This is a genomic window from Actinophytocola sp. (genome assembly GCF_035634895.1).
Classification (GTDB): Bacteria; Actinomycetota; Actinomycetes; order Mycobacteriales; family Pseudonocardiaceae; genus Actinophytocola.
In genome coordinates this window covers 33288-51829 of the sequence record NZ_DASQCC010000005.1, presented here as the reverse complement: position 1 = coordinate 51829, position 18542 = coordinate 33288, and the positions used below count along the sequence as shown (strand labels likewise).

Genomic DNA, 18542 nt, shown 5'->3' with positions numbered 1-18542 from the left:
CGCTCCCCGCCCGGTGCCGGACCCCACCGTCTACGTCTGTGCCCCGGACGACCCCACGGTGGCACCCGACGGCGACGAGGCGTGGTTCGTGCTCGTGAACGCGCCACGCCACGGACCGGTCGACTGGACGGCGCCGGGGCTCGCCGGCGACTACGCCGACCGGGTGCTGCGGGTCATGGCCGACCGCGGGCTGGACGTGCGTGACCGGATCCGGTGGCGCGGGATCCGCACCCCGGCCGACTGGGCACGCGACACCGGGTCGGTCGGCGGCTCGATCTACGGCACCTCGTCGAACGGGCCGCGCGCCGCGTTGCTGCGTCCCCGCAACGCCGGCCCCGTGCGCGGCCTGTACCTCGTGGGCGGGTCGGCGCATCCCGGCGGCGGGCTGCCGCTCGTGGCCATGTCAGCCGAGATCGTCGCCGGCCTGATCGGGCCGGCCTGAGCCGGCCGGGTCCACCCACGGCCGCCCCGAGAGCTCCCGCCGGATCCCGGCCGTCAGCTGGACCAGCCCGACGACCGCGCCCACGCCCCACACGAGCGCCGACACCGCGCCCCACGACCACCCGGTGCCCGGGGTGCCCGCGGGGAACGTCCCCGCCCCCGCACAGGCCACCCCCACGACGATCAGGCGGGTCGGCCGCTCCGCGACGGTGACGGCACCCGCCGAACCCATGCCGACGCCCTGCGCCCTAGCCCGCGCGTACTCGTGCGACATCAACGCCGCCCCCAGCGCCGCGCACACCCACCCTGGCGCGCCGAGCACGAACAGCACCAGCACCAGGCACAGGTCCGCGAGCCGGTCGGCCACGGCGTCGACGACCGCGCCGAGCGGCCGGGCCCGGCCGGTGCGCAGCGCCACCGCGCCGTCCAGCCCGTCCAGCACTCCCGTCGCGACCACCAGGACCAGCGCCGCCAGGGGCCACCGGCCGCCCAGCGCCGCGATGCCGACGGCGCCCGCCGCGACCGCCACCCCGGCCGCGGACAGCACGTCAGGAGGAACGCCGTCGACCCGGCGGGCGAGCACGTGCACGAACCGGAGCCAGCCGACGACCACCCGGCTGCCCGACACGTCCTCGCCGTGCAGCCGCGACCAACCCGCCACCGGGTCGTCGTGCGGCTCGCCGTCGGTCATACCGGGACACTAGGCGGACGGGTGAGACACCGCGCCCCGGGTAACCAGCACCCATGCTCCGACCCGGCCTCCGTGGCGCGCTCCACGCGGTCGCGGCGCACGTGCGTGCCGCGCTGCGCGGACGTGACCTCGTGCTGTGGGCCGCGGGGCTGACGTTCTACGGCATGATCGCCCTGGTCCCGGTGTTGCTGCTCGCGCTCACCGGCGCCGCGACCCTGTTCGGTGACGACCTGGTCGTCGACGGGGCACGCCTCCTCGGCCGGTCGCTGCCGGACGCGCACGACAGCCGCCCCGCGCTGTCCGCGCTCGCCGGCGCCGCCGTGTCCACGACGTGGCCGCTGCTCCTGGCGATGCTCCTGCCGGCGAGCCTCTACGGCGAGGGGCTGCGACGTGGGCTCGTCGCCGTCACCGACCAGCCCGTGCAGGGCTCGACCGGGTGGGCCGGCCGGTTGCGCTTCGTGCCCGTGCTCGTGGCGGCGCCCCTGCTCGTGGCGCTGCCACTGGCCTTCGCGCCGGTCGTCGTGCCGCTGTACGAGGCGGGCGGCTGGTCGGCCGTGCTCGGCGTCGTGCTCTCCTTCCACCTCGACCTCGTCCCGATGTGGGTGGCTTTGGGCCTGGTCCTCGCGGGTACCGGCCCGTCGGTGCTCACGCCCCGCGCGGTCGTGCTCGCCGCGTTCGCCCTCGCGGCCGTGCTGACCGGTTTCCTCCACGGGTTCGTGCTCTTCCTCGCGATCCCGCTCGACTGGAGCCTGCCGTTCGGCGCACTGCCCTTCGTCGGTGACCTCGTCGCGCTCGGGCTGTGGCTGTTCGGCCTGCACGTCGTGCTGCTCGCCGGGTACCGGATCGCCGTCAGCGCCAACACCGTCCACACCACCGTGCGGAGAGGAACAGCTCATGTCTCGCAGGACCCCCATGTTCGACCGCCTTCGGGAGCGGTGGCCCGATGAGGTCCCGGTGCGGCCACTGGACCCCCCGAGCTGGCCTGCGCAGGAGCCGACGTTCGCGGCGGCGCGACCGGCGCTGATCGACGCGGCCGCGAAGCGGGCGGCGGCGCGACCGTCCGGCAACTGGTTCGTCCTGGCGGCGAGCCGGGAGATCCGTGGCGACCGTCCCTTCGGCACGTCCGTCGGGCCGAAGGAACTCGTGGCGTGGCGCGACGCCGAGGGCGCGCTCGTGGCCGGCTCCGGTGTCTGCCCGCACCTCGGCGCGCCCCTCGCCCTCGGCCGGGTCGACTGTGGCACGCTGCGCTGCCGCTGGCACGGGCTCGCGCTGACCGGCGACGGCGGTCCCGGCTGGCGCCCCCTGCCGTCCCACGACGACGGCGTGCTCTCGTGGGTGCGGCTCGACGACCTCGGCGGCGAACCACCCCTGGCCGCCCCGGTCCTCGCGGCCAGGCCGGACCCGGCGTCGAGTGTCGAGGCCGTCGCCACCCTAACCGGCGTCTGCGAACCGGACGACGTGGTCGCCAACCGCCTCGACCCGTGGCACGGCGCCTGGTTCCACCCGTACTCGTTCGCCCGGCTCACCGTGGTGTCCGCGCCCGCCGAGGCGACCGACCTCCCCGACGAGGACGACCGGTTCGTCGTCGACGTGACCTTCCGCGTCGGTCCGCGCCTCGGCGTGCCCGTACGGGCCGAGTTCTCGTGCCCGGAACCCAGGACCGTCGTCATGCGCGTCACCGGCGGCGAAGGCCGCGGGAGTGTCGTCGAGACCCACGCGACACCCCGCGCGTCCGGCCGGGACGGGCGGCCGAGGACCGCGGTCGTGGAGGCGACGATCGCCACGTCCGACCGTCCGGGGTTCGCCACCGCCCAGCGCGTCGCGCCGCTGCTGCGTCCGCTGATGCGCCGCGCGGCCGCCCGGCTGTGGCGTGACGACCTCGCCTACGCGGAGCGGCGCTACGCCCTGCGTTCCTCGACCTGACCCGGACGGCCGGCGTGGTCCTCGACGGGTCGGGTGGCGAGGAAGGAGTGCTCGATCCCGCGCTGCCACCCCGGCACGGTCGCGAACCGGACGCCGGTGAACCCCGCGCCGCACAGTCTGGCGGCGAAGGCCGGGGCGTCGTCGAACTCCGCGACGCTGCGCCACAGGTGGCGGTACAGACCGGTGCCGCCACGGTGGAACACGGCCAGGGGGATGACGATGCCCCAGCACACCGCGTGCCACTTGACCCGGGTGACGGCGTCCTCGCCGGAGGTGTAGTCGTGGACCAGCAGCGTGCCGCCCGGGCGCAGCAGCTCGCGCAGTGCCCGCAACTGGCCGTCCGGGTCGGCCAGGTTCCGGCACAGGTACGCGGCGAAGATCGCGTCGAACGGGCCGCGAACGCCCGCGCCGGCCAGGTCCTCGATCCGGCTGTGCACGAACCGCACCCCCGGCGGCCACTGTTTCGCCCGCGCCTGAGCCAGCATCGCGTCCGCGGCGTCGACACCGACGATCTCGGCGCGCGGCGCCGCGGACAGGAGCGCCGCGGTGGACGCACCCGTGCCGCAGCCCGCGTCCAGGATCCGCAGCCCGGCGCCGTCGCCGGGTGTGCCCAGCCGTTCGGCGGACAGCCGGAGGTTCTCGTGGTAGCCCGGGTTGCGGCCGACGAGCAGGTCGTAGGCGGACGCCCCGGCGTCGAACGCGGTCGCCAGGTCCGCGTCCCGCAACGGCGCGCGTCTCACACCGGCCGTCCTTCGTGGACGGTCTCGGTCCTTCTCCGCAGCCACCACGCGCGGGCGAGTGCCGGCGCGGCGACGCGCAGCTTGCGCCCGGTGCCGACGGCGGCGCGTCCGGCGAACACGTCGTGGTCCATCGCCTCGATGCGGCCGAGGATGCCCGCGTACAACGCGAACGCGGTCGCGACGCACGGCCGGGACGCCGGCGCCAGCATGGGGATCCCACGCACGGCGTCCCGGTAGATCACCCGCGTCGTGGCGACCTGCTCGGCCACCGCCGCGCGCACGACCGTGTCCGCCGCGCCGCGCGTCCGGCACCACAGCAGCCGTTCCCTGTCCACACCGGACGCCGCGAGCTCGTCGGCGGGCAGGTACACCCGACCCCGGTCGAGGTCCTCCGCCACGTCCCGCAGGAAGTTGGTGCGCTGGAACGCCTCGCCGAGCAACGCCGCGCACGGCTCGGCCTCCGCGCGGTCGGTCACCGAACCCAGCACGGGCAGCATCTGGAGCCCGATCACCCGCGCCGAGCCGTACGTGTAGCGCTCCAGGTCCGCGCGGGTCGCGTAGTCCCGCACGTCGAGGTCCATCCGCATCGACCTCAGGAACGCCGAGAACAGCGGCGGGTCGATCCCGTAGCGGTCGACCGTGTGGACGAGCGCCCGCACCACCGGCTCCGCGGAGCCGCCGCACGCCAGCCCGGCGGACAGGAGCCGCTCGGCCCGGTTGATGCGGGCGGCCACGACGGCCGGGGTGGCGTCCGGCCCCGGCTCGTCCACCAGGTCGTCGACCCATCGGGCGAACCCGTACAGCGCGTGTACGGCCGGCCGCTGGTGCGGGGCGAGCAACCGGGTGGCGAGGAAGTACGTGCGGCCGTGGGCGGCGTTGAGCACCCGGCAGCGCAGGTACGCCGCACGCAGGCCGGGATCGGTGATCCGTGCGGCGTCGAGCTCGCGCCGGCTCATCGCGACCACCCGGCCGCCATGGTGCTTCTCCGCGTCGCCGGCGAGCCGGTGATCCGGTCGGCCGCGAGCCGGCCGGAGACCAGCGCCGTCGGCACTCCGACGCCGGGGACCGTGCCGGCCCCGGCGAGCACGACGTTGTCGGTCGAGCGGGGGAAGTTGCCGGGGCGGAACGGGCCCGTCTGGGCGAGGGAGTGCGCGTAGCTGAACGGGGTGCCCGCCGTGAGCCCGGACCGCGCCCAGTCCGCGGGGGTGATCGTGTGCAGCACCTCCGCCGACGCGGTCAGCCCTGGCAGCAGCCTGCGCTCGGCCACCCGCAGGACCTGTTCGGTGTAGGCGCTCCCGTGGCGGTCCCAGTCGATCCGGCCGCTGTCGAGGTTGGGCACGGGGACCAGGATCGACAGCAGGTCGCGGCCGGCGGGCGCCAGCGCCGGGTCGGACGCGGTCGGCCGGGTGATCAGCAGCGACGGGTCGGACATGGTGGCGCCCCGGTCGATCAGCTCGCGGAAGGTCTCCCGCCACGCCACGCCGAAGCTGATCAGGTGGTGGCCGGTGTCCCAGCCGGCGGGGGTGCCGAGGTGCACGACGAACGCCGACGGCGAGGCACGCAGCGGCACCGCCCGCGCCGGCGTGTGCCGCAGCAGCCGGTACGCGACGCGTGGTTCGGTCGTGAGCACGACGGCGTCGCACGCGAGCCGGTCACCCCGGTCGGTCACCACCGCGGTCACCCGCCGCCCGCGCCGCTCCAGTCCGGTCACCGCGGCGCCGAACTCGAACCGCACCCCGGCGTCCTCGGCGGCGGCGGCCAGGGCGTCCGGGAGGGCACGCACCCCGCCGCGGGGGAAGTACACCCCGGCGACGGTGTCCATGTAGGAGATGACGCCGTAGACGGCGAGCGCGCGCTGCGGGGCCATCCCGGCGTACAGGGACTGGAAGCTGAAGACCCGGCGGAGCCGCTCGTCGCGGACGAAGTGCCCGACCCGCCGGGCCAGGGTGTCGAACCCGCCCAGCGCCGCCAGCCGCGCCAGCCGCGGCGACACCAGCGACAGCGGCGAGTCGGTGTTGGCGGCGATGAAGTGGTCGTACTCCGCGCGGTAGAGCTGGGTGAGCCACTCCCGCAGGCGCAGGTAGCGCAGTGCCTCGTCGGGTCCGGCGAACTCGCGGACCGCCTCGGTCATCGCGTCGACGTCGCTGTGCACCGCGAGGCGGCTGCCGTCGGCGAAGTGCGCGTCGTACGCGGGTGCGAGGCGCAGCGGCTCCATCCGGCCGTGGATCGAGTCGCCGACGGCGTTCAGCGTCTCCTCGACGATGTCCGGCATCGTGAGCACCGTCGGACCGGTGTCCAGCCGGTACCCGCCGACGTCGAGCCGGCCCGCCCGGCCGCCGGGCACCGGCTCGCGTTCGACCACCACGACCTCTCTGCCCCGTCCCGCCAGGTGCAGCGCCGCGGCCAGGCCCGACAGGCCGGCGCCGACCACGACCACGCGGTCGGTCCGTCCACCTACAGTCCGCACGACGCCTCCTACTGGTCGCGGTTGCCGCACAGGTCGGCGAGATGGGTGAGGCGGTGCCGGGCGTCCACGGGCAGCGCCGAGGTGGACAGCGCGGCCATGCCCTCCCGCAGCCGCTGCTCGATCAACCCCTCGACCTGTTCCCTGGCGCCGGTGGCCGCGACGATGGCCAGGTACTCGTCCACATCGGACCGTTCGAGCCGGGGGAGGCGGTCGAGCTCCGCGAGCTCCTGGCGCTGTGCGCTGTCGGCGCGTTCCCGTGCCAGGACCATGACCGTGGTGGCCTTGCGGGCCAGCAGGTCCTCACCGACCGGTTTGCCGGTCCGGTCCGGGGCGCCGAACATGCCGAGCAGGTCGTCGCGCAGCTGGAACGCCTCGCCCACCACGACGCCGTACCGCCCCAGCGCGCCGATCACGGCGGCGGAGGCCCCCGCGAGCTCCGCGCCGAGCTCGAGCGGGCCGCGCACGGTGTAGTCGCCGGACTTCGCCCGCGCCACGGCACGCACGTCCCGCAGGGCGGGCTGCCGGCGCGCGTCGTTCACCAGGTCGCGCAGCTGCCCGACCGCGAGCGTGCTGCGCATCCGGTCGTAGCGGGGGAGCGCCCTGGCCAGCGCCGCGCCGTCGACGCCGCTCTGCCGCAGCATCTGTTCGGCCCACACCAGGCACAGGTCACCGGCGAGCACCGCGGCGGACTCCCCGAACCGCGCGGCGGATCCGGACAGGTGCTGCTCGTGGTGCCACTGCGCGAAAAGCACGTGCGCGGCGGGCCGGCCCCGACGCAGCGGCGACTGGTCCATCACGTCGTCCTGCAGCAACGCGAAGCAGTGCAACAGTTCCAGGCTGCCCGCGGCACGCACCGCGGACGCGGTCGGTGTGGCCACACAGGCCCATCCCGCGAGCGCGAACGCGGAGCGCACGTACTTCCCACCCTCGACGAAGCGCCGCAACACGTCGGCGAGCACCCGGGTCTCCGGCGCCGGCCCGAGATGGTCGCGGCTGCGCGCGGCGACGAACTCGCGTACCACGTTCGCGACATCGGACCGGGCCCTGGCCCGCCAGCCGGCGGCGTCGTCATCGGGCGAGGTCGTGACGGTCATGGCCGTGCTCACAGACGCGCTCCCTGCTTCTCGTCGCGGCAGCCTGACCGGCCGCGACACTGCTCGGCGGGGTCCGCGTCGTTCGTGCTTCGTTCGTGCGTCGGTTGTGGGAGGCCCGGGGTACCCCGGCGCGGGCCGTCGAATCGCCGCCGTGTCCGCCACGCCCGCGCCCTCAACGCAGGTCTTCGAGTACGGCGGCCGCGGCGCGGCGGCCGGAGACGAGGGCGCCCTGGGTCGAGCTGGTGTCGCGGTGGTCGCCGCAGACGTAGCGGCCAGGAGTCACCCGTACCGGGCGACGCAGCGGGTGGTCCGGTCCCATGACGGGCACCGCCTGGGCGATCGCGTAGGTCGCGAGCAGGTCCCAGTCCCGGGTGCTCGCGTCGTAGAGCCGGGCGAGCCGCTCGCGCACGGCCGTCTCCAGGCCGTCCTCGTCGAGCCGCTCGGGCACCGAGGCGGCGACCAGTGCCTGTCCCGGCGGCGCGTACCCCGGAGCGACGTCGCTGACCACCACGGTGTTGACCAGTAGTCCGCTCCCGCCGTCGACCAGCAGTGTGCTGCCGGTCCCCGGCGGCGGCATGGGTAGGCGGTAGTAGTACGTGGTGACCTGGTGCCAGCTCGGTGCCGGCACGCCGGGCAACAGCCGGGCCGCGGTCGTGCCGTCCGCGGCGACCACGACGGCACGGGCGTTGATCACCTCACCCGACCGCAGGTGGACACCGTCGCCGGTCACGCGGCTCACCGGCGCGTCGCAGCGCACGGTCCCCGGTTCGAGCCGGGCCGCCAGCAGGTGGGGCAGCGCGCCCATGCCGGACGCCGGAAGGGCGGCGCCGCCGCGCAGGAACGACCGCCACACGAGGTGGAACACGCGTGCGGAGGTCACCAGGTCGCGGTCGAGGAAGACCCCGGCCAGGAGCGGCCGGAACACGTCCTCGACCGTCCGGGCCGACACGCCCGCGCTCGACAGCTCGGCGGCCGTGGTCCGGCGGGGCAGCGCGCGCAGGGCGCCGGCCGGCGCGGCCACGTCGCGTGCCGACAACGCCGTGAGCGCGAGCACGTCTCGGGGCCGCCGCACCGCGAACCGCACCACGTCGGCGGTGGCGCCGTACGGACGCCGCCACGGTGGCACCAGCACCAGCCGTTCGCCCGCTCCCTCGGCGGCGACCCCACGCGTGAACGGTTGCAACCGCAGCGACCCCAGTCCGGGCAGCGCGCGCACCGCCGGGTAGGCGGGCAGGAGGACCTGGAAGCCGCGATCGAGCCGGAACCCGTCGACGACATCGGTGCGTACCCGGCCACCCACCACGTCCCCCGCCTCGCAGACCGTCACGTCCAGCCCCGCCTCCCGCAGGTGGTAGGCCGCGTTCAGCCCCGCGAGACCGGCTCCGACGACGACCACGTCCACCCGCTCCGCCACGCTGCCGCTCCTTTCGCCGGGCCACCGACCGGTCGCGCCCCTCGTGCGTGCCGGGTGGTACGACGGCGATCATCTCGTCATGTCCGCGCAACTCATACGCAACTCACCCGGTCGTGTCGCGAGAGAGCGGTTCCCGTCGCCGTGCCTGCCCGCTGATCGCGAGTGGACAGTACGATGTGGACGGTCACTCGACCGGCTCGCCGGGCGTCGCCTCGTGACCGGGCACGCCGGCCGACCGGCGGCGGCGTTTCAACCCCGCCTCGTGGACGTGGGGCATGCCGCCGGTCAGTGCCCGAACCTCGCGTTCGTGCTCGCGGAACGGCGTGTAGTAGGTGTCCTCGTAGTCCTCGATCACCTGGAAGGTCCAGCGGCCCGGCAGCACGTTGCGGCCGAGCAGCTCCCGCGTCAGGCGCTCGGCCACGTCCTGGTGCCCGGCCTTCCTGAGCAGCTCGACGGCCTTCTCCAGCTTGAAGTCGGCCGAACCGGTGAGTTGGTGGAAGGCGTACAGGTGACCTCGGGCGACCTCGACGGTCTCGAGCGCCTCGGTCACCGCCCCGACCGCCTCCACCGTGGCGTCGTCCAGCGAGTCGCCCCAGCCGTCCCCGTCGAACCGCGGGTCACCCGTCGGCCCGTCCACCGCACTGTCAGATGTGTCCACCATGGCGGCCGGGTACCCGCCGCGCGCCGGGCGACGCATTGTTCCCGCCGAACGGGTGGGACGGGTGACCACGGCGACCGGCGCGACACCGGGGGTCCATGTCGGACGTCAGGGGCCGCTCTTCCGGCGTCGCGGGTGGAGGTCCGCGCTCACTGACGGACCGACACCTCGCCGGCCAGGCGGAGCTCCCGGGTGAGCACGTGCTCCGCGATGAGGTCGAAATGTCGCAGCTCGGTCAGTTCGAAGGTTATTGCCCCGCCGCCACGCCCCTGCGACGCCTCCCTCATCGGTGCCACGTGCTCGGCGTAGTCCCCGGAAAGAACGACCCTCATCCGGTCGGCCATGGCCGACACCGCCGCGAGCCGAGATCCGATTTGGTCGTAGCCGTCGGGCTGCCAATAGGCGAGCACGTCCTGAGAAAGCCGCTTGAGCTGAACGAAGTCCTTTCGCACGATTTTGACCAGATACCGACAAAGGTCCCGAAACCAGTCGCGATCGGGGGCGAGGGCAATCAGTTGCTTGAAAGCCGGGAGCGGGTCACGTGGGTCCGCCCGTGCGAACAGGCTGGAAATCGACATTGTCGACTGGTTGACATTGGGGTCCAGCAGCAGCGCGAGGGACAACCGGGGGACGTGCGTGCCGGCCATGCCGTTGAGCTCGGCGAGCCGCAGGATGATGTCGGCCCCCAGGGAGAACCCGACCAGGACGAGATCCTTGCCGTAGTTCTCCTCCGCGATGGCGCGGAGGAAGGCGGCGACGGTCCGCACCTGGTCGTCGAGCGAGACGGCCGGAACTCCCGGCAGCGAGTCCGGCTCGAACCCCGGCAGCGTGATCGCGACACTGTGCTGAGCGGGAACGGCGGTCAGATAGTCCGCGTAATCATCGCCGTCCTGCCCCAACCCGTGGACCAGGATTACGATGCTCCTGGAATCAGCACGTTGTTCGAGATAGCTCACCGCGCGCCCCTCGGTGTCGGGCAGAAGGCGCGAGACATGTTTCATGGTCATTCCCTGACTTGGCCATCGTCGGCTGACAGGCGCGACATGATCCCCAATTCGGCTCTCGACAGCGACATGTCGCATCTGTCTTACTAAAAGTACATGGGCGACTGGACCGAGGAGCGGCTGCCCTCCGTTCGGAGGAACGCCGTAGTCGAGAGGGGCCGAGGTGTGGGGACCGCGCTGATGGAGTCCGTGGCGGCCGAATGGATCGAGCTGAACGCATTTCCGCACCATCGTGTCGGGCGTATCGGTGTCGAACTGGAATTTCTGGTCGAGGACCACGAGATCCCCCGCGACCGCGTGAACCTCACCCGGCTGAGACGTGCGCTGGACAGTCCCGGAGCCTTGCCCGCCGGTGGATCCGTCTCGTTCGAGCCGGGTGGTCAGGTGGAGCTGAGTACCCGACCGGCCGGCGCCGTCGCGGCCTGCGTCTCGGAGGCGGCCGCGGACCTCTCGGTGTTGCGGGACCGCGCCGGCCGCGACGGCCTTCGGTTGCGTGGTGCCGGGTTGGACGAGCGGCCACCGGCCAGGACCGTCGACCTGGCCTGGTATGCCGCGCTCGAACGCAGCTACGACCTGTTCGGCCCCTGGGGCCGCGTCATGATGTGCAATGCCGCCGCCGTTCAGGTCAGCCTCGACCTCGGGGACGACTCGACCGGCTGGCGCGGCAGGAACCGCCGCTGGCTGCTGGCCAACAGGCTGGGGCCGGTGCTGGTCGCGATGTTCGCCAACTCGCCGGACCTCTTCGGTCTGCGCGCACGCAGCACACGGCAGCTCATCCGGTTCCGCACCGATCCGACGCGCACCGATCCGGTGCCGTGGTCGGGCGACGTGCGCGCGGACTGGACACGCTACCTGCTGGACGCGCGGATCGTCGGCATCCAAGGGAACACCCCGTCCGAGTGGACAGCTCCCCCGGTCGGGTTGACCCTGCGCCGTTGGCTGCGCGATGCCCGGCCGCGGGCGGTGTACGAGGGTGATCTGCGCCGCCACCTGAAGTCGATGATCCCACCGGTGCGTGCGTGTGGCCGGATGGAACTGCGGATGATCGACGCGCAGCACGGCGACGACTGGGTGGTGCCGGTGGTCGTCGCCGCATACCTGCTCGACGACGAGCGCGGCTTCGCTCAGGCCGAGACCGCGACACGACCGCTTCCGGTGCCGACCCGTGGCGACTACCTTCTCGCGGCGCGAGAAGGGTTGAGCGTGCCGCGGCTGGCCGATGTCGCCGCGCGATGCATGCGCTCGGTGCTGCGCGGGCTCGACGGCCTCGCCCTTCCCGACTGGGCGGCGGCGCGGGTCTGCTCGTTCGCGGACCGGTACACCCTGCGGGGCGTGTCCCCGGCCGATCTCTGCCTGGTGACGGAGGGCCCATGACGAGGTCTGCCCGACCGGTGCCACGCGCGGACGCCCGTGGCGAGTACGACTACCTGCCCACGATGTCGCCGCGGCAGTACCAGGAGTTCATGGCACGCCGCCATCGCGACATGGCGGAGCTGCTCGATCTCAGCGATGCGGCGGTCGAGGCGGCGCGGCCCTGGCTACGGTCCGCCGCCGAGTTCGGCGACGACCCCCTGTCCGGCAGGGGCGGGTCGTACCGCGACGCGCAGCGCGACCACTGCGCGCGGGCCAGGGGAATCATGACGCTGTTGAGCCTGTCCGGGCACACCACCGGCCGTGCGGTCGTGGTCGACGTCCTCGGCGGGAACGGCACCGTGACGCAGGTCTGGCGGCGTCGCGCCGGAGCACACGCCGCACGCCTGCGCATTCTCACCTGTGACGTGAGCGCGGCGATGGTGACGGCGGCCCTGGCCGACGGGCTGCCGGCGCTGCGGCAGCCCGCGCAGCGGATGTTGTTGCGTGACCGGTGTGCCGACCTCGTGTTGTTCGCGTACGGCACCCATCACCTGAGCGCCCGTGACCGGCCCCGCGCGCTGGCCGAGGCGTGGCGGGTGCTGCGGCCGGGGGGAAGCGTGGTCGTGCACGACTTCCCACATGGGTCGGCGGCGGCCCGGTGGTTCGCGGAGGTGGTGCATCCGTACTCGAAGGCGGGCCACGACCATGCCCACTTCGACGGTGCCGAGATGCGCACTCTGTTGGCCACCACGGGATTCACCGCGGTCGGCACGCGGCTGATCTACGACCCGTTCGAGCTGTCGGGGCCCAGTCCCGAACAGGCGCGGTCGAGGCTCGCCCGCCATCTTCGGTTGATGTACGGGCTGCACCCGCCCGGCGCGCCTGACGACAGCGCCGCCGACGAGTGGGTCGCGGAGAGAATGGCGCGGTACTTCCGGCTCGACTCCGCCGGCCCGGCGGCGGTCACCGAGCTGTCCGTTCGTGCCGCGGGCGGTGCCCACACCGCCGAGCTTCCCCGCGCCGCGCTCGTCGCGGTCGGCCGGAAACCGGACGGTGCGGGGTGAACCACCGCCGATCGACAACGGACTTCGCCCGCAGCGTCGACGCGATCGCGGCGCACCGGCAGGGCCACCACGGTTGGGCGGCGGCACATCGCGCGATCGGCCGGCTGCTCGCGGACGGCCTCGAGGAGCTCGAGCGTCTCCTTGCCACGACGTGGGTCGCGCGGCCGGACATCAGTGATGCCCACCTGCTCACCCTCCTCGGCGTCGCCATCCGCGACATCGCGATGCGTGACCCGGTCGCGGCCGGGGTGTTCCAGGACGACCTCGACGACTCGGCGCGCGCCGAGTTGCTCCGCGAAGTGGTGAGGCAGTACGAAATGGACCTCGCGCGCGCGTTGCGGGACCGCTCGAACTCGTTCACCGGCGCCAGAAGATTTGTCGTTCCGCAATTGTTGGTCGGTGCGTTCGCCGCGAATCTGGCGCTGCCCGAGGTCAGGCTCGTCGACCTGGGAACCGGCCTCGGTCTGTTACCTCGCCAGCTGAACAACCGCGCGGTTTTCGACCGGTTCGCCCCCGATCTGAGCTGGGACCGGGCCACGCCCGCCTACCGTCCCATTCCGCTGACCCTTCGCTGCGGCGTGGACACGTTCCCGCTGCCGACACTGGATTGGGTCCGCGCCTGTTACGGCAACTCCCGTTACTACGAAGACAGGTTCGGCGAGTTATTGTGGTCACTTGAGCAGACTCGGGACACCGCTCAGGATGTGGTCACGCATGTACTGGACATGCTCGAATTACGTCAAATGGCTGAATTCCTTTCCACCTACCGGTTCAATGTGGCAACCTGCAACTTCGCCTTGTTTCAGCATGATCAGAACACGCGAAGGATGATCGTGAACTGCGTGGTGTCACGCCTCCAACGACCTGGCCTCCTGCTGACGATGGATCCGAGCCACGGGCTGACCAGCCCCGGCGCGAGCGTGACCGGCTACCTCGCAGGCGACCCCACCGAGCTGCGCCTGGCCGAGATCTCCGACGCACACTTCATCGGCACCGTCACGTGCGGCCCGCACCTGTCCTCGATCGTCGGCGACGCGTGGGGCATTGATGCGCATTAGCCCCCCTGCCCCACTCCAGCCCGTACTACGACGCACCTGGGCCGCGGTCGGCGTGCTCGGTGGCATCGCCAGTGTGCTCATCGGCATCTACAGTGACCAGGCCCGGACGGGACTCGAATGGCTCTGGGGGCACACCGCGCTGTTCGTGCTCGTGCTGGTCGTCGTCGGCACGCTCGCCACGATCGCCTGGCAGGTCGGCGCGTCGACGGAGCGAAAGCGATCCTTCCGCCCGCCCATCACCGCGAAGTCCCTGGACATCCGCGCCGCCGACTTCGACGACGACCTGCCGGTGGACCAGGCGGTGTACGGGCGTGAGCTGCATTTCCTGGAACGTGAGGTGAAGTCGGACACCGTCGTCGTGCTCCTGCACGGCCTCGGCCTGGACGCCAACGACTTCCGGCCGTACATGTACGTCGCCGGCGTGCACACGATCGCGATCACCTTGTTCGGGTTCAACACGACGGAGGCCCACGACACCCGTTACCGGCCGATCGGCCTCACCACCCACGCCGAGCTCGTCAACGGGGCACTCAACAACATCCGGCGGCAGTACGAGAACAAGAAGCTGCTGTTGGTGGGATTCTCCACCGGCGCGGACATGATCCTGCGGCTCGGCGAGCTGTGGAAGGCCGACCCGACGCGCAGGCCTCGACTCGCCGGCCTCCTGCTGCTCGATCCGAACATCAACCATTCCTCGATGGTGGTGTCCGGCGGTTTCGCGACCACGGACCCGAGTCATCCGCTGGCCGAGTTCAAGCGCATCACCCAGATCCCGTCGAACCTCGAGGAGTTCGAGAACATCACGGAGTATCTGCACAAGATCTGCAAGAAGGACGCCGCGCACATCCAGCAGCACGCCAAGGACTGGTGGGACTACTGGGAGCCGGACGGCCAGTACGGCAAGTTCTTCACCAGGGTCGAGATTCTGCGTGGCGCGTGTGCGCGGACGCGGTTGATCTTCTCGGTGCACTACGAGGAGCATTTCAACGAACTGGTCGCCCTGGCCAGGCAGCGCAACCTGCATGCGCTGTTCGACCTGTTGAAGGTGGATCATTTCGATCTCATCGACGAGGACTTCCTGAACCGGGAGGTCGCGGCGTTCGACAACCCGGACGGGACCTCCTTCCGTTAGGGTGCCGCGTTTCTGGCCGGCCGACCCGTGCCGATCCTGCGGACGACCACCCCGCGCACCCCGCCGGCCTCGAACGGACCGGCCTGGCGGGAGTCGAAGCTCATGCTCTCGTTGTCACCGGTCACGATGATCTCGTCCCCTGGCACGGCCGCCGGGCGACCCGGCGCCGGGTCGCCCGGCGCCGCGACGACCCGTTTGATCATGAGCGGCCGGTCGTCGTTCGTCGCTCCGGCGAGGAAGTCGGCCGCGCTGAGCCCGCGGCCGGGCATCCGTGGTCCCAGGAGGACCACGATGTCGCCGCGCCGCACCGAGTCCACGGTGCGGCGGCGGACCAGCACCCGGTCGCCGTCGGACAGCGTGGGTGCCATGCTCGGACCGGCCACCGTGACCACCATGAACCACCTCCGCAGCGCGGCCGCGCCGAGCACCCCCAGCAGCACGAGCCCGACCAGCACGAGCCCCACCGGCACGACGGCGGTCATCGGCGCGCCGCCGGCCGTGGCACGAGAATCTCGGCGACGTCGTCGAACCGGATGACCACCGCGGCGACGAAGACCGCCGCCACCGAGCCGACCAGGACGTCCACCAGCCCCGGCGGCCGTCCCGTGCCGGTGTCCGCGAGCCCGGCGACCGACACGGCCGCGAGTATCGCGTTCCGCACCAGGTGCCTGCGGTCCAGGAGGTCCGCCGACGCGCCGAAACACGGGCAGGGCACCCGGATGTCCCTGCGTACCGACGACTCGATCGCCACCGCGAACACCGCGCACAGCAGGATCACCAGTACGAAGCCGGCGGTCGCGAAGGCACCCGGCAGGAGGAGCAGCGCGGCGGCCGCCCCTTCGGCGGCGACGACCACCCGTGCGACCGGCCGCACGGGTGGTCGTCGCCCCGGCACGAGGCGAAGTTGGCGCACCGCGGCGACGAAACCGCCGAAGTTGCCCAGCTTCCCGGCCGCCGAGGCCACGAACACCAGAACCAGCACGCCACGACACGCCAGGTCCACAGTGGACATCGAACACTCCCTTCCGGACCATCAGCCGACGGCGGATGGCTCCTGATATCCCTTGGCCTGTAGAGCGAAGAGCCGGGCGTACGCACCACCGGCGGAGACCAGCTCGGTGTGCGTGCCCTGCTCGGACACCACGCCGTCCTCGATGACGAACACGTGGTCGGCGTCCCTGGTCGCCCCGAGCCGGTGCGAGATCAGCACTCTGGTCGTGCCCGCGGCGTACGTGCGCAGCGTCCCGTGCACCTGGTGCTCGGCCTCGGGATCGAGTCCGGAGCTCGGTTCGTCGAGGATGAGCAGGTCCCGGCGCCCCCGGAACAGGCCACGCGCCAGCGCGAGCCGCTGCCACTGCCCGGTCGAGAGCGTGACCCCCACGCCGGCCGTGTCGTCGCCGGCCAGCCAGGCGAGCGCGGCCGACTCGTCGGAGGCGGTGCCGCCGGGGGTGAACGTCCGGCTCAGCAGCGTGTCGTACCCGCCGGGCAGCCGCGCGAGCGTCTCGTGCACCCCGGCCAGCCGCGCGGCCGCCTCGACCCGCGGGCGGTCGTCGCGCCGGCCGACGTCGCCGATCCCGATGTTCTCCGCCGCGGTCAGGTCGTACTCCATGAAGTCCTGGAACACGGCGCCGATCCGGGCCCGCAGGTCCGCGGGCGAGATGTCCCGCAGGTCGACCCCGTCCCAGCGCACCGACCCGCGGGTCGGATCGTAGAACCGGCACAGCAGCTTCACGATGGTGCTCTTGCCCGCGCCGTTGCGCCCGACGATGGCCACCGCGCGACCCGCCGGGATCACCATGTTCACCCCGCGCAGCACCCAGGGATGCGCCGGCGAGTAACGGAACCAGACGTCGCGCAGCTCGATGCTGCCGCGCAGCTCGCCCACCACCGCCGGTTCGGCCGCGACGGGCAGGTCCGGTCCGGCATCCAGCAGCGCGCGGTAGTGCTCGAACATCAGGAGCGACCGGCTGGCCATCGCGTAGGCGCCGACCAGCATCGACAGCGACGTCTGCACCCCGGCGACGGCCGCGACGAACATCGACACGTCGCCGACGCTCAGCTGTCCCCGGCTCGCGGACACGATCGCCACCACGAGACCGCCGCCGGCCACCACCGAGGACAGCAGCGACAACCCGCCCTGCACCCGCAGCTCCTGGCGGTCTACCCGGCGTTCGGCGGCGTCGGCCGTGGCGCGCTCGCGCAGCATCCGGTGCCGGAAGAACCCGCTGGTGCCGAACAGCCGCACCTCCTTGGCGGCCCGGATGTCGGTGAGCAGCCGCGCGTAGAACAGCTCCCGCCGCACGGACGGACTCATCTCCAGGAACACCGCGGCACGCCGGCGGGCGAGCGCGCGCTCGGCCAGCACCGCGGGTACACCGGCGAGCAGGACCACCGCGGTGATCAGCGGGTCGAGGACGGCCAGCGAGCCGACGAACCCGGCGATCGTCACCAACGCCCGGCCGACCCCGACGAACCCGTTGACGACGTTGCTCGGCGCCGAGCGACCGGACTCCTGGGCCACCCGCAATGTGTCCTGGAAGCCGGGGTCCTCGAACCGGCCGAGCCCGACGAACCGTTCCGTCGCGCCGTAGAGCCGGTCCTCGCTCAGCAACGTGACCCGGCGGTCCGCCTCGACCCGCACGTACTCGGTCACGTGCGGCACGACCCCGGCGACGAGTCCCACCACCGCGAGCGCGCCGACCAGCAACAGCAACGGGTACAGCGGCGTCCCCCGCAGCACGGAGTCGAGGACGAGCTTGACGAGCCACGCCGAGGCCACCGGGACGACGGCGCCGAGCACGTTCAGGGGCAGGTACACGGCGAGCAGCCCGGGGGCGGCACGCCACGCCAGGCCGACCGCCGTGACCACCCCCGCGAACCGCGAGCTCATCTGACGACCGCCGCCATCGGGCCGAGCAGCTGGTCGATCTCGTACGAGGTGGCGGCCACGGTCCCGTCACTCTTCACCACGAAGATGACCGGCAGTGCGGTCACGTCGAACGCCTTGGTCATCGGCCCGTCGAACGGCTCGATCACGACCTGCGCGACCGGCTCCAGCCGGTCGGCCATCGACCTGGCCTCGACCTCCTCGCCGGTCAGCACCGCCACGACCCGCCGCCTGCCGTCGGGCAGACCGCTGACGTGCTCGACGAAGTTCGGCAGGTTGGCGACACAAGGTCTGCAGTGCGGCGACATGAACGCCACCACCGTGCCGTCGAGCAGGTCGTCCAGCGCGAGCACGCCGCCGTCGGTCGTCGTGGCGGTGAACGGGCCCGGTCGCGAGCCCTGCACGAGCGAGCTGGCCAGGTTGTCGAGCGGGTTGGGTTGGCCGGCCGACCGCTCCAGGCGGACCTCGTGGTCCCGGAGCCGCCTGAGGACGCCGAGCGTCAGCAGAAGGTCGAACAGGCAGAGGAAGCACAGCACCATCACAGCAACGACCAGCACCGTCACCGCAGCAACTCCTTGTCTTCGAGTGGAACGGCGTCCTGGCGGGTGACCCGCCA

At 72.6% G+C, this 18542-nt stretch carries 19 protein-coding genes; 7 read left to right on the top strand and 12 right to left on the bottom strand.

Annotation, left to right across the window (positions count from 1 at the left end; genetic code table 11):
- Nucleotides 1-442 (top strand): phytoene desaturase family protein (locus VET29_RS01265; protein WP_414636429.1); only part of this gene is annotated, 442 nt, incomplete at its 5' end.
- On the opposite strand, the gene VET29_RS01260 is transcribed toward VET29_RS01265, so the two are convergent.
- Nucleotides 404-1132, bottom strand: a complete 729-nt coding sequence (locus tag VET29_RS01260; protein ID WP_324913431.1) for a CDP-alcohol phosphatidyltransferase family protein — start codon at nt 1130-1132, stop codon at nt 404-406. The genes VET29_RS01265 and VET29_RS01260 overlap by 39 nt on opposite strands.
- Before the next feature lie 53 nt (nt 1133-1185).
- Between VET29_RS01260 and VET29_RS01255 the strand changes: the two genes are divergently transcribed.
- Together VET29_RS01255 and VET29_RS01250 are read left to right on the top strand one after the other, a co-directional pair.
- Nucleotides 1186-2079 carry a YhjD/YihY/BrkB family envelope integrity protein gene (locus VET29_RS01255; protein ID WP_324913429.1) on the top strand — a complete coding sequence of 298 codons (894 nt, stop codon included), beginning with the start codon at nt 1186-1188 and terminating at the stop codon, nt 2077-2079.
- Nucleotides 2027-3055, top strand: coding sequence for a DUF5914 domain-containing protein (locus VET29_RS01250; RefSeq protein WP_324913427.1), 1029 nt, complete (start codon nt 2027-2029; stop codon nt 3053-3055). Before VET29_RS01255 ends, VET29_RS01250 begins: the two co-directional genes overlap by 53 nt.
- Here the strand turns inward: VET29_RS01250 and VET29_RS01245 are convergent.
- The 7 genes from VET29_RS01245 to VET29_RS01215 form a co-directional block, all read right to left on the bottom strand.
- On the bottom strand, nt 3031-3795 hold the full coding sequence (locus VET29_RS01245) for a class I SAM-dependent methyltransferase (protein WP_324913425.1): 765 nt from the start codon (nt 3793-3795) through the stop codon (nt 3031-3033). The genes VET29_RS01250 and VET29_RS01245 overlap by 25 nt on opposite strands.
- Nucleotides 3792-4751, bottom strand: coding sequence for a phytoene/squalene synthase family protein (locus VET29_RS01240; RefSeq protein ID WP_324913423.1), 960 nt, complete (start codon nt 4749-4751; stop codon nt 3792-3794). Before VET29_RS01240 ends, VET29_RS01245 begins: the two co-directional genes overlap by 4 nt.
- Nucleotides 4748-6262, bottom strand: a complete 1515-nt coding sequence (crtI, locus tag VET29_RS01235) for a phytoene desaturase family protein (protein ID WP_324913421.1) — start codon at nt 6260-6262, stop codon at nt 4748-4750. Before crtI ends, VET29_RS01240 begins: the two co-directional genes overlap by 4 nt.
- An 8-nt stretch (nt 6263-6270) precedes the next feature.
- Nucleotides 6271-7368, bottom strand: a complete 1098-nt coding sequence (locus VET29_RS01230; RefSeq protein WP_324913419.1) for a polyprenyl synthetase family protein — start codon at nt 7366-7368, stop codon at nt 6271-6273.
- Nucleotides 7369-7528: 160 nt separating this feature from the next.
- Nucleotides 7529-8770, bottom strand: coding sequence for an NAD(P)/FAD-dependent oxidoreductase (locus VET29_RS01225; protein WP_324913417.1), 1242 nt, complete (start codon nt 8768-8770; stop codon nt 7529-7531).
- A gap of 184 nt (nt 8771-8954) precedes the next feature.
- Nucleotides 8955-9431: a hypothetical protein gene (locus VET29_RS01220; RefSeq protein WP_324913415.1), complete on the bottom strand. Its 477-nt coding sequence runs from the start codon at nt 9429-9431 to the stop codon at nt 8955-8957.
- 146 nt (nt 9432-9577) lie between these two features.
- Nucleotides 9578-10429, bottom strand: coding sequence for an alpha/beta fold hydrolase (locus VET29_RS01215; protein WP_324913413.1), 852 nt, complete (start codon nt 10427-10429; stop codon nt 9578-9580).
- A 168-nt stretch (nt 10430-10597) separates the two neighbouring features.
- On the opposite strand from VET29_RS01215, the gene VET29_RS01210 reads away from it, so the two are divergent.
- Genes VET29_RS01210 through VET29_RS01195 form a run of 4 tightly spaced genes read left to right on the top strand, consistent with a single transcriptional unit; the run spans nt 10598 to nt 15039 of the window.
- On the top strand, nt 10598-11806 hold the full coding sequence (locus VET29_RS01210) for a glutamate-cysteine ligase family protein (RefSeq protein WP_324913411.1): 1209 nt from the start codon (nt 10598-10600) through the stop codon (nt 11804-11806).
- On the top strand, nt 11803-12849 hold the full coding sequence (locus tag VET29_RS01205) for a methyltransferase domain-containing protein (RefSeq protein ID WP_324913409.1): 1047 nt from the start codon (nt 11803-11805) through the stop codon (nt 12847-12849). Before VET29_RS01210 ends, VET29_RS01205 begins: the two co-directional genes overlap by 4 nt.
- Nucleotides 12846-13907, top strand: coding sequence for a hypothetical protein (locus tag VET29_RS01200; protein WP_324913407.1), 1062 nt, complete (start codon nt 12846-12848; stop codon nt 13905-13907). The genes VET29_RS01205 and VET29_RS01200 overlap by 4 nt, the downstream gene beginning before the upstream one ends.
- Nucleotides 13897-15039, top strand: coding sequence for an alpha/beta hydrolase (locus tag VET29_RS01195; RefSeq protein WP_324913405.1), 1143 nt, complete (start codon nt 13897-13899; stop codon nt 15037-15039). Before VET29_RS01200 ends, VET29_RS01195 begins: the two co-directional genes overlap by 11 nt.
- Here the strand turns inward: VET29_RS01195 and lepB are convergent.
- The 4 genes from lepB to VET29_RS01175 are packed head-to-tail and all read right to left on the bottom strand — an operon-like array spanning nt 15036 to nt 18489.
- Nucleotides 15036-15521, bottom strand: a complete 486-nt coding sequence (gene lepB / locus VET29_RS01190; protein WP_324913403.1) for a signal peptidase I — start codon at nt 15519-15521, stop codon at nt 15036-15038. The two genes, VET29_RS01195 and lepB, sit on opposite strands and share 4 nt — an antisense overlap.
- Nucleotides 15518-16051 (bottom strand): MauE/DoxX family redox-associated membrane protein, encoded by a 534-nt coding sequence (locus VET29_RS01185; RefSeq protein WP_324913401.1) that lies wholly within the window; start codon nt 16049-16051, stop codon nt 15518-15520. The genes lepB and VET29_RS01185 overlap by 4 nt, the downstream gene beginning before the upstream one ends.
- A gap of 21 nt (nt 16052-16072) precedes the next feature.
- Complete coding sequence (locus VET29_RS01180) at nt 16073-17929, bottom strand: ABC transporter ATP-binding protein (RefSeq protein ID WP_324913399.1); 1857 nt, start codon at nt 17927-17929, stop codon at nt 16073-16075.
- Complete coding sequence (locus VET29_RS01175) at nt 17926-18489, bottom strand: peroxiredoxin family protein (RefSeq protein WP_324913397.1); 564 nt, start codon at nt 18487-18489, stop codon at nt 17926-17928. Before VET29_RS01175 ends, VET29_RS01180 begins: the two co-directional genes overlap by 4 nt.
- Between the last annotated feature and the right edge of the window lie 53 nt (nt 18490-18542).

Bases quoted from the DNA above. Each gene is read 5' to 3' on its own strand.
- VET29_RS01260 (WP_324913431.1), bottom strand. From the start codon at position 1,132: ATGACCGACGGCGAGCCGCACGACGACCCGGTGGCGGGTTGGTCGCGG.
- VET29_RS01185 (WP_324913401.1), bottom strand. From the start codon at position 16,051: ATGTCCACTGTGGACCTGGCGTGTCGTGGCGTGCTGGTTCTGGTGTTC.
- VET29_RS01195 (WP_324913405.1), top strand. From the start codon at position 13,897: ATGCGCATTAGCCCCCCTGCCCCACTCCAGCCCGTACTACGACGCACC.
- VET29_RS01215 (WP_324913413.1), bottom strand. From the start codon at position 10,429: ATGAAACATGTCTCGCGCCTTCTGCCCGACACCGAGGGGCGCGCGGTG.
- VET29_RS01220 (WP_324913415.1), bottom strand. From the start codon at position 9,431: ATGGTGGACACATCTGACAGTGCGGTGGACGGGCCGACGGGTGACCCG.
- VET29_RS01240 (WP_324913423.1), bottom strand. From the start codon at position 4,751: ATGAGCCGGCGCGAGCTCGACGCCGCACGGATCACCGATCCCGGCCTG.
- lepB (WP_324913403.1), bottom strand. From the start codon at position 15,521: ATGACCGCCGTCGTGCCGGTGGGGCTCGTGCTGGTCGGGCTCGTGCTG.
- VET29_RS01250 (WP_324913427.1), top strand. From the start codon at position 2,027: ATGTCTCGCAGGACCCCCATGTTCGACCGCCTTCGGGAGCGGTGGCCC.
- VET29_RS01255 (WP_324913429.1), top strand. From the start codon at position 1,186: ATGCTCCGACCCGGCCTCCGTGGCGCGCTCCACGCGGTCGCGGCGCAC.
- VET29_RS01180 (WP_324913399.1), bottom strand. From the start codon at position 17,929: ATGAGCTCGCGGTTCGCGGGGGTGGTCACGGCGGTCGGCCTGGCGTGG.
- VET29_RS01205 (WP_324913409.1), top strand. From the start codon at position 11,803: ATGACGAGGTCTGCCCGACCGGTGCCACGCGCGGACGCCCGTGGCGAG.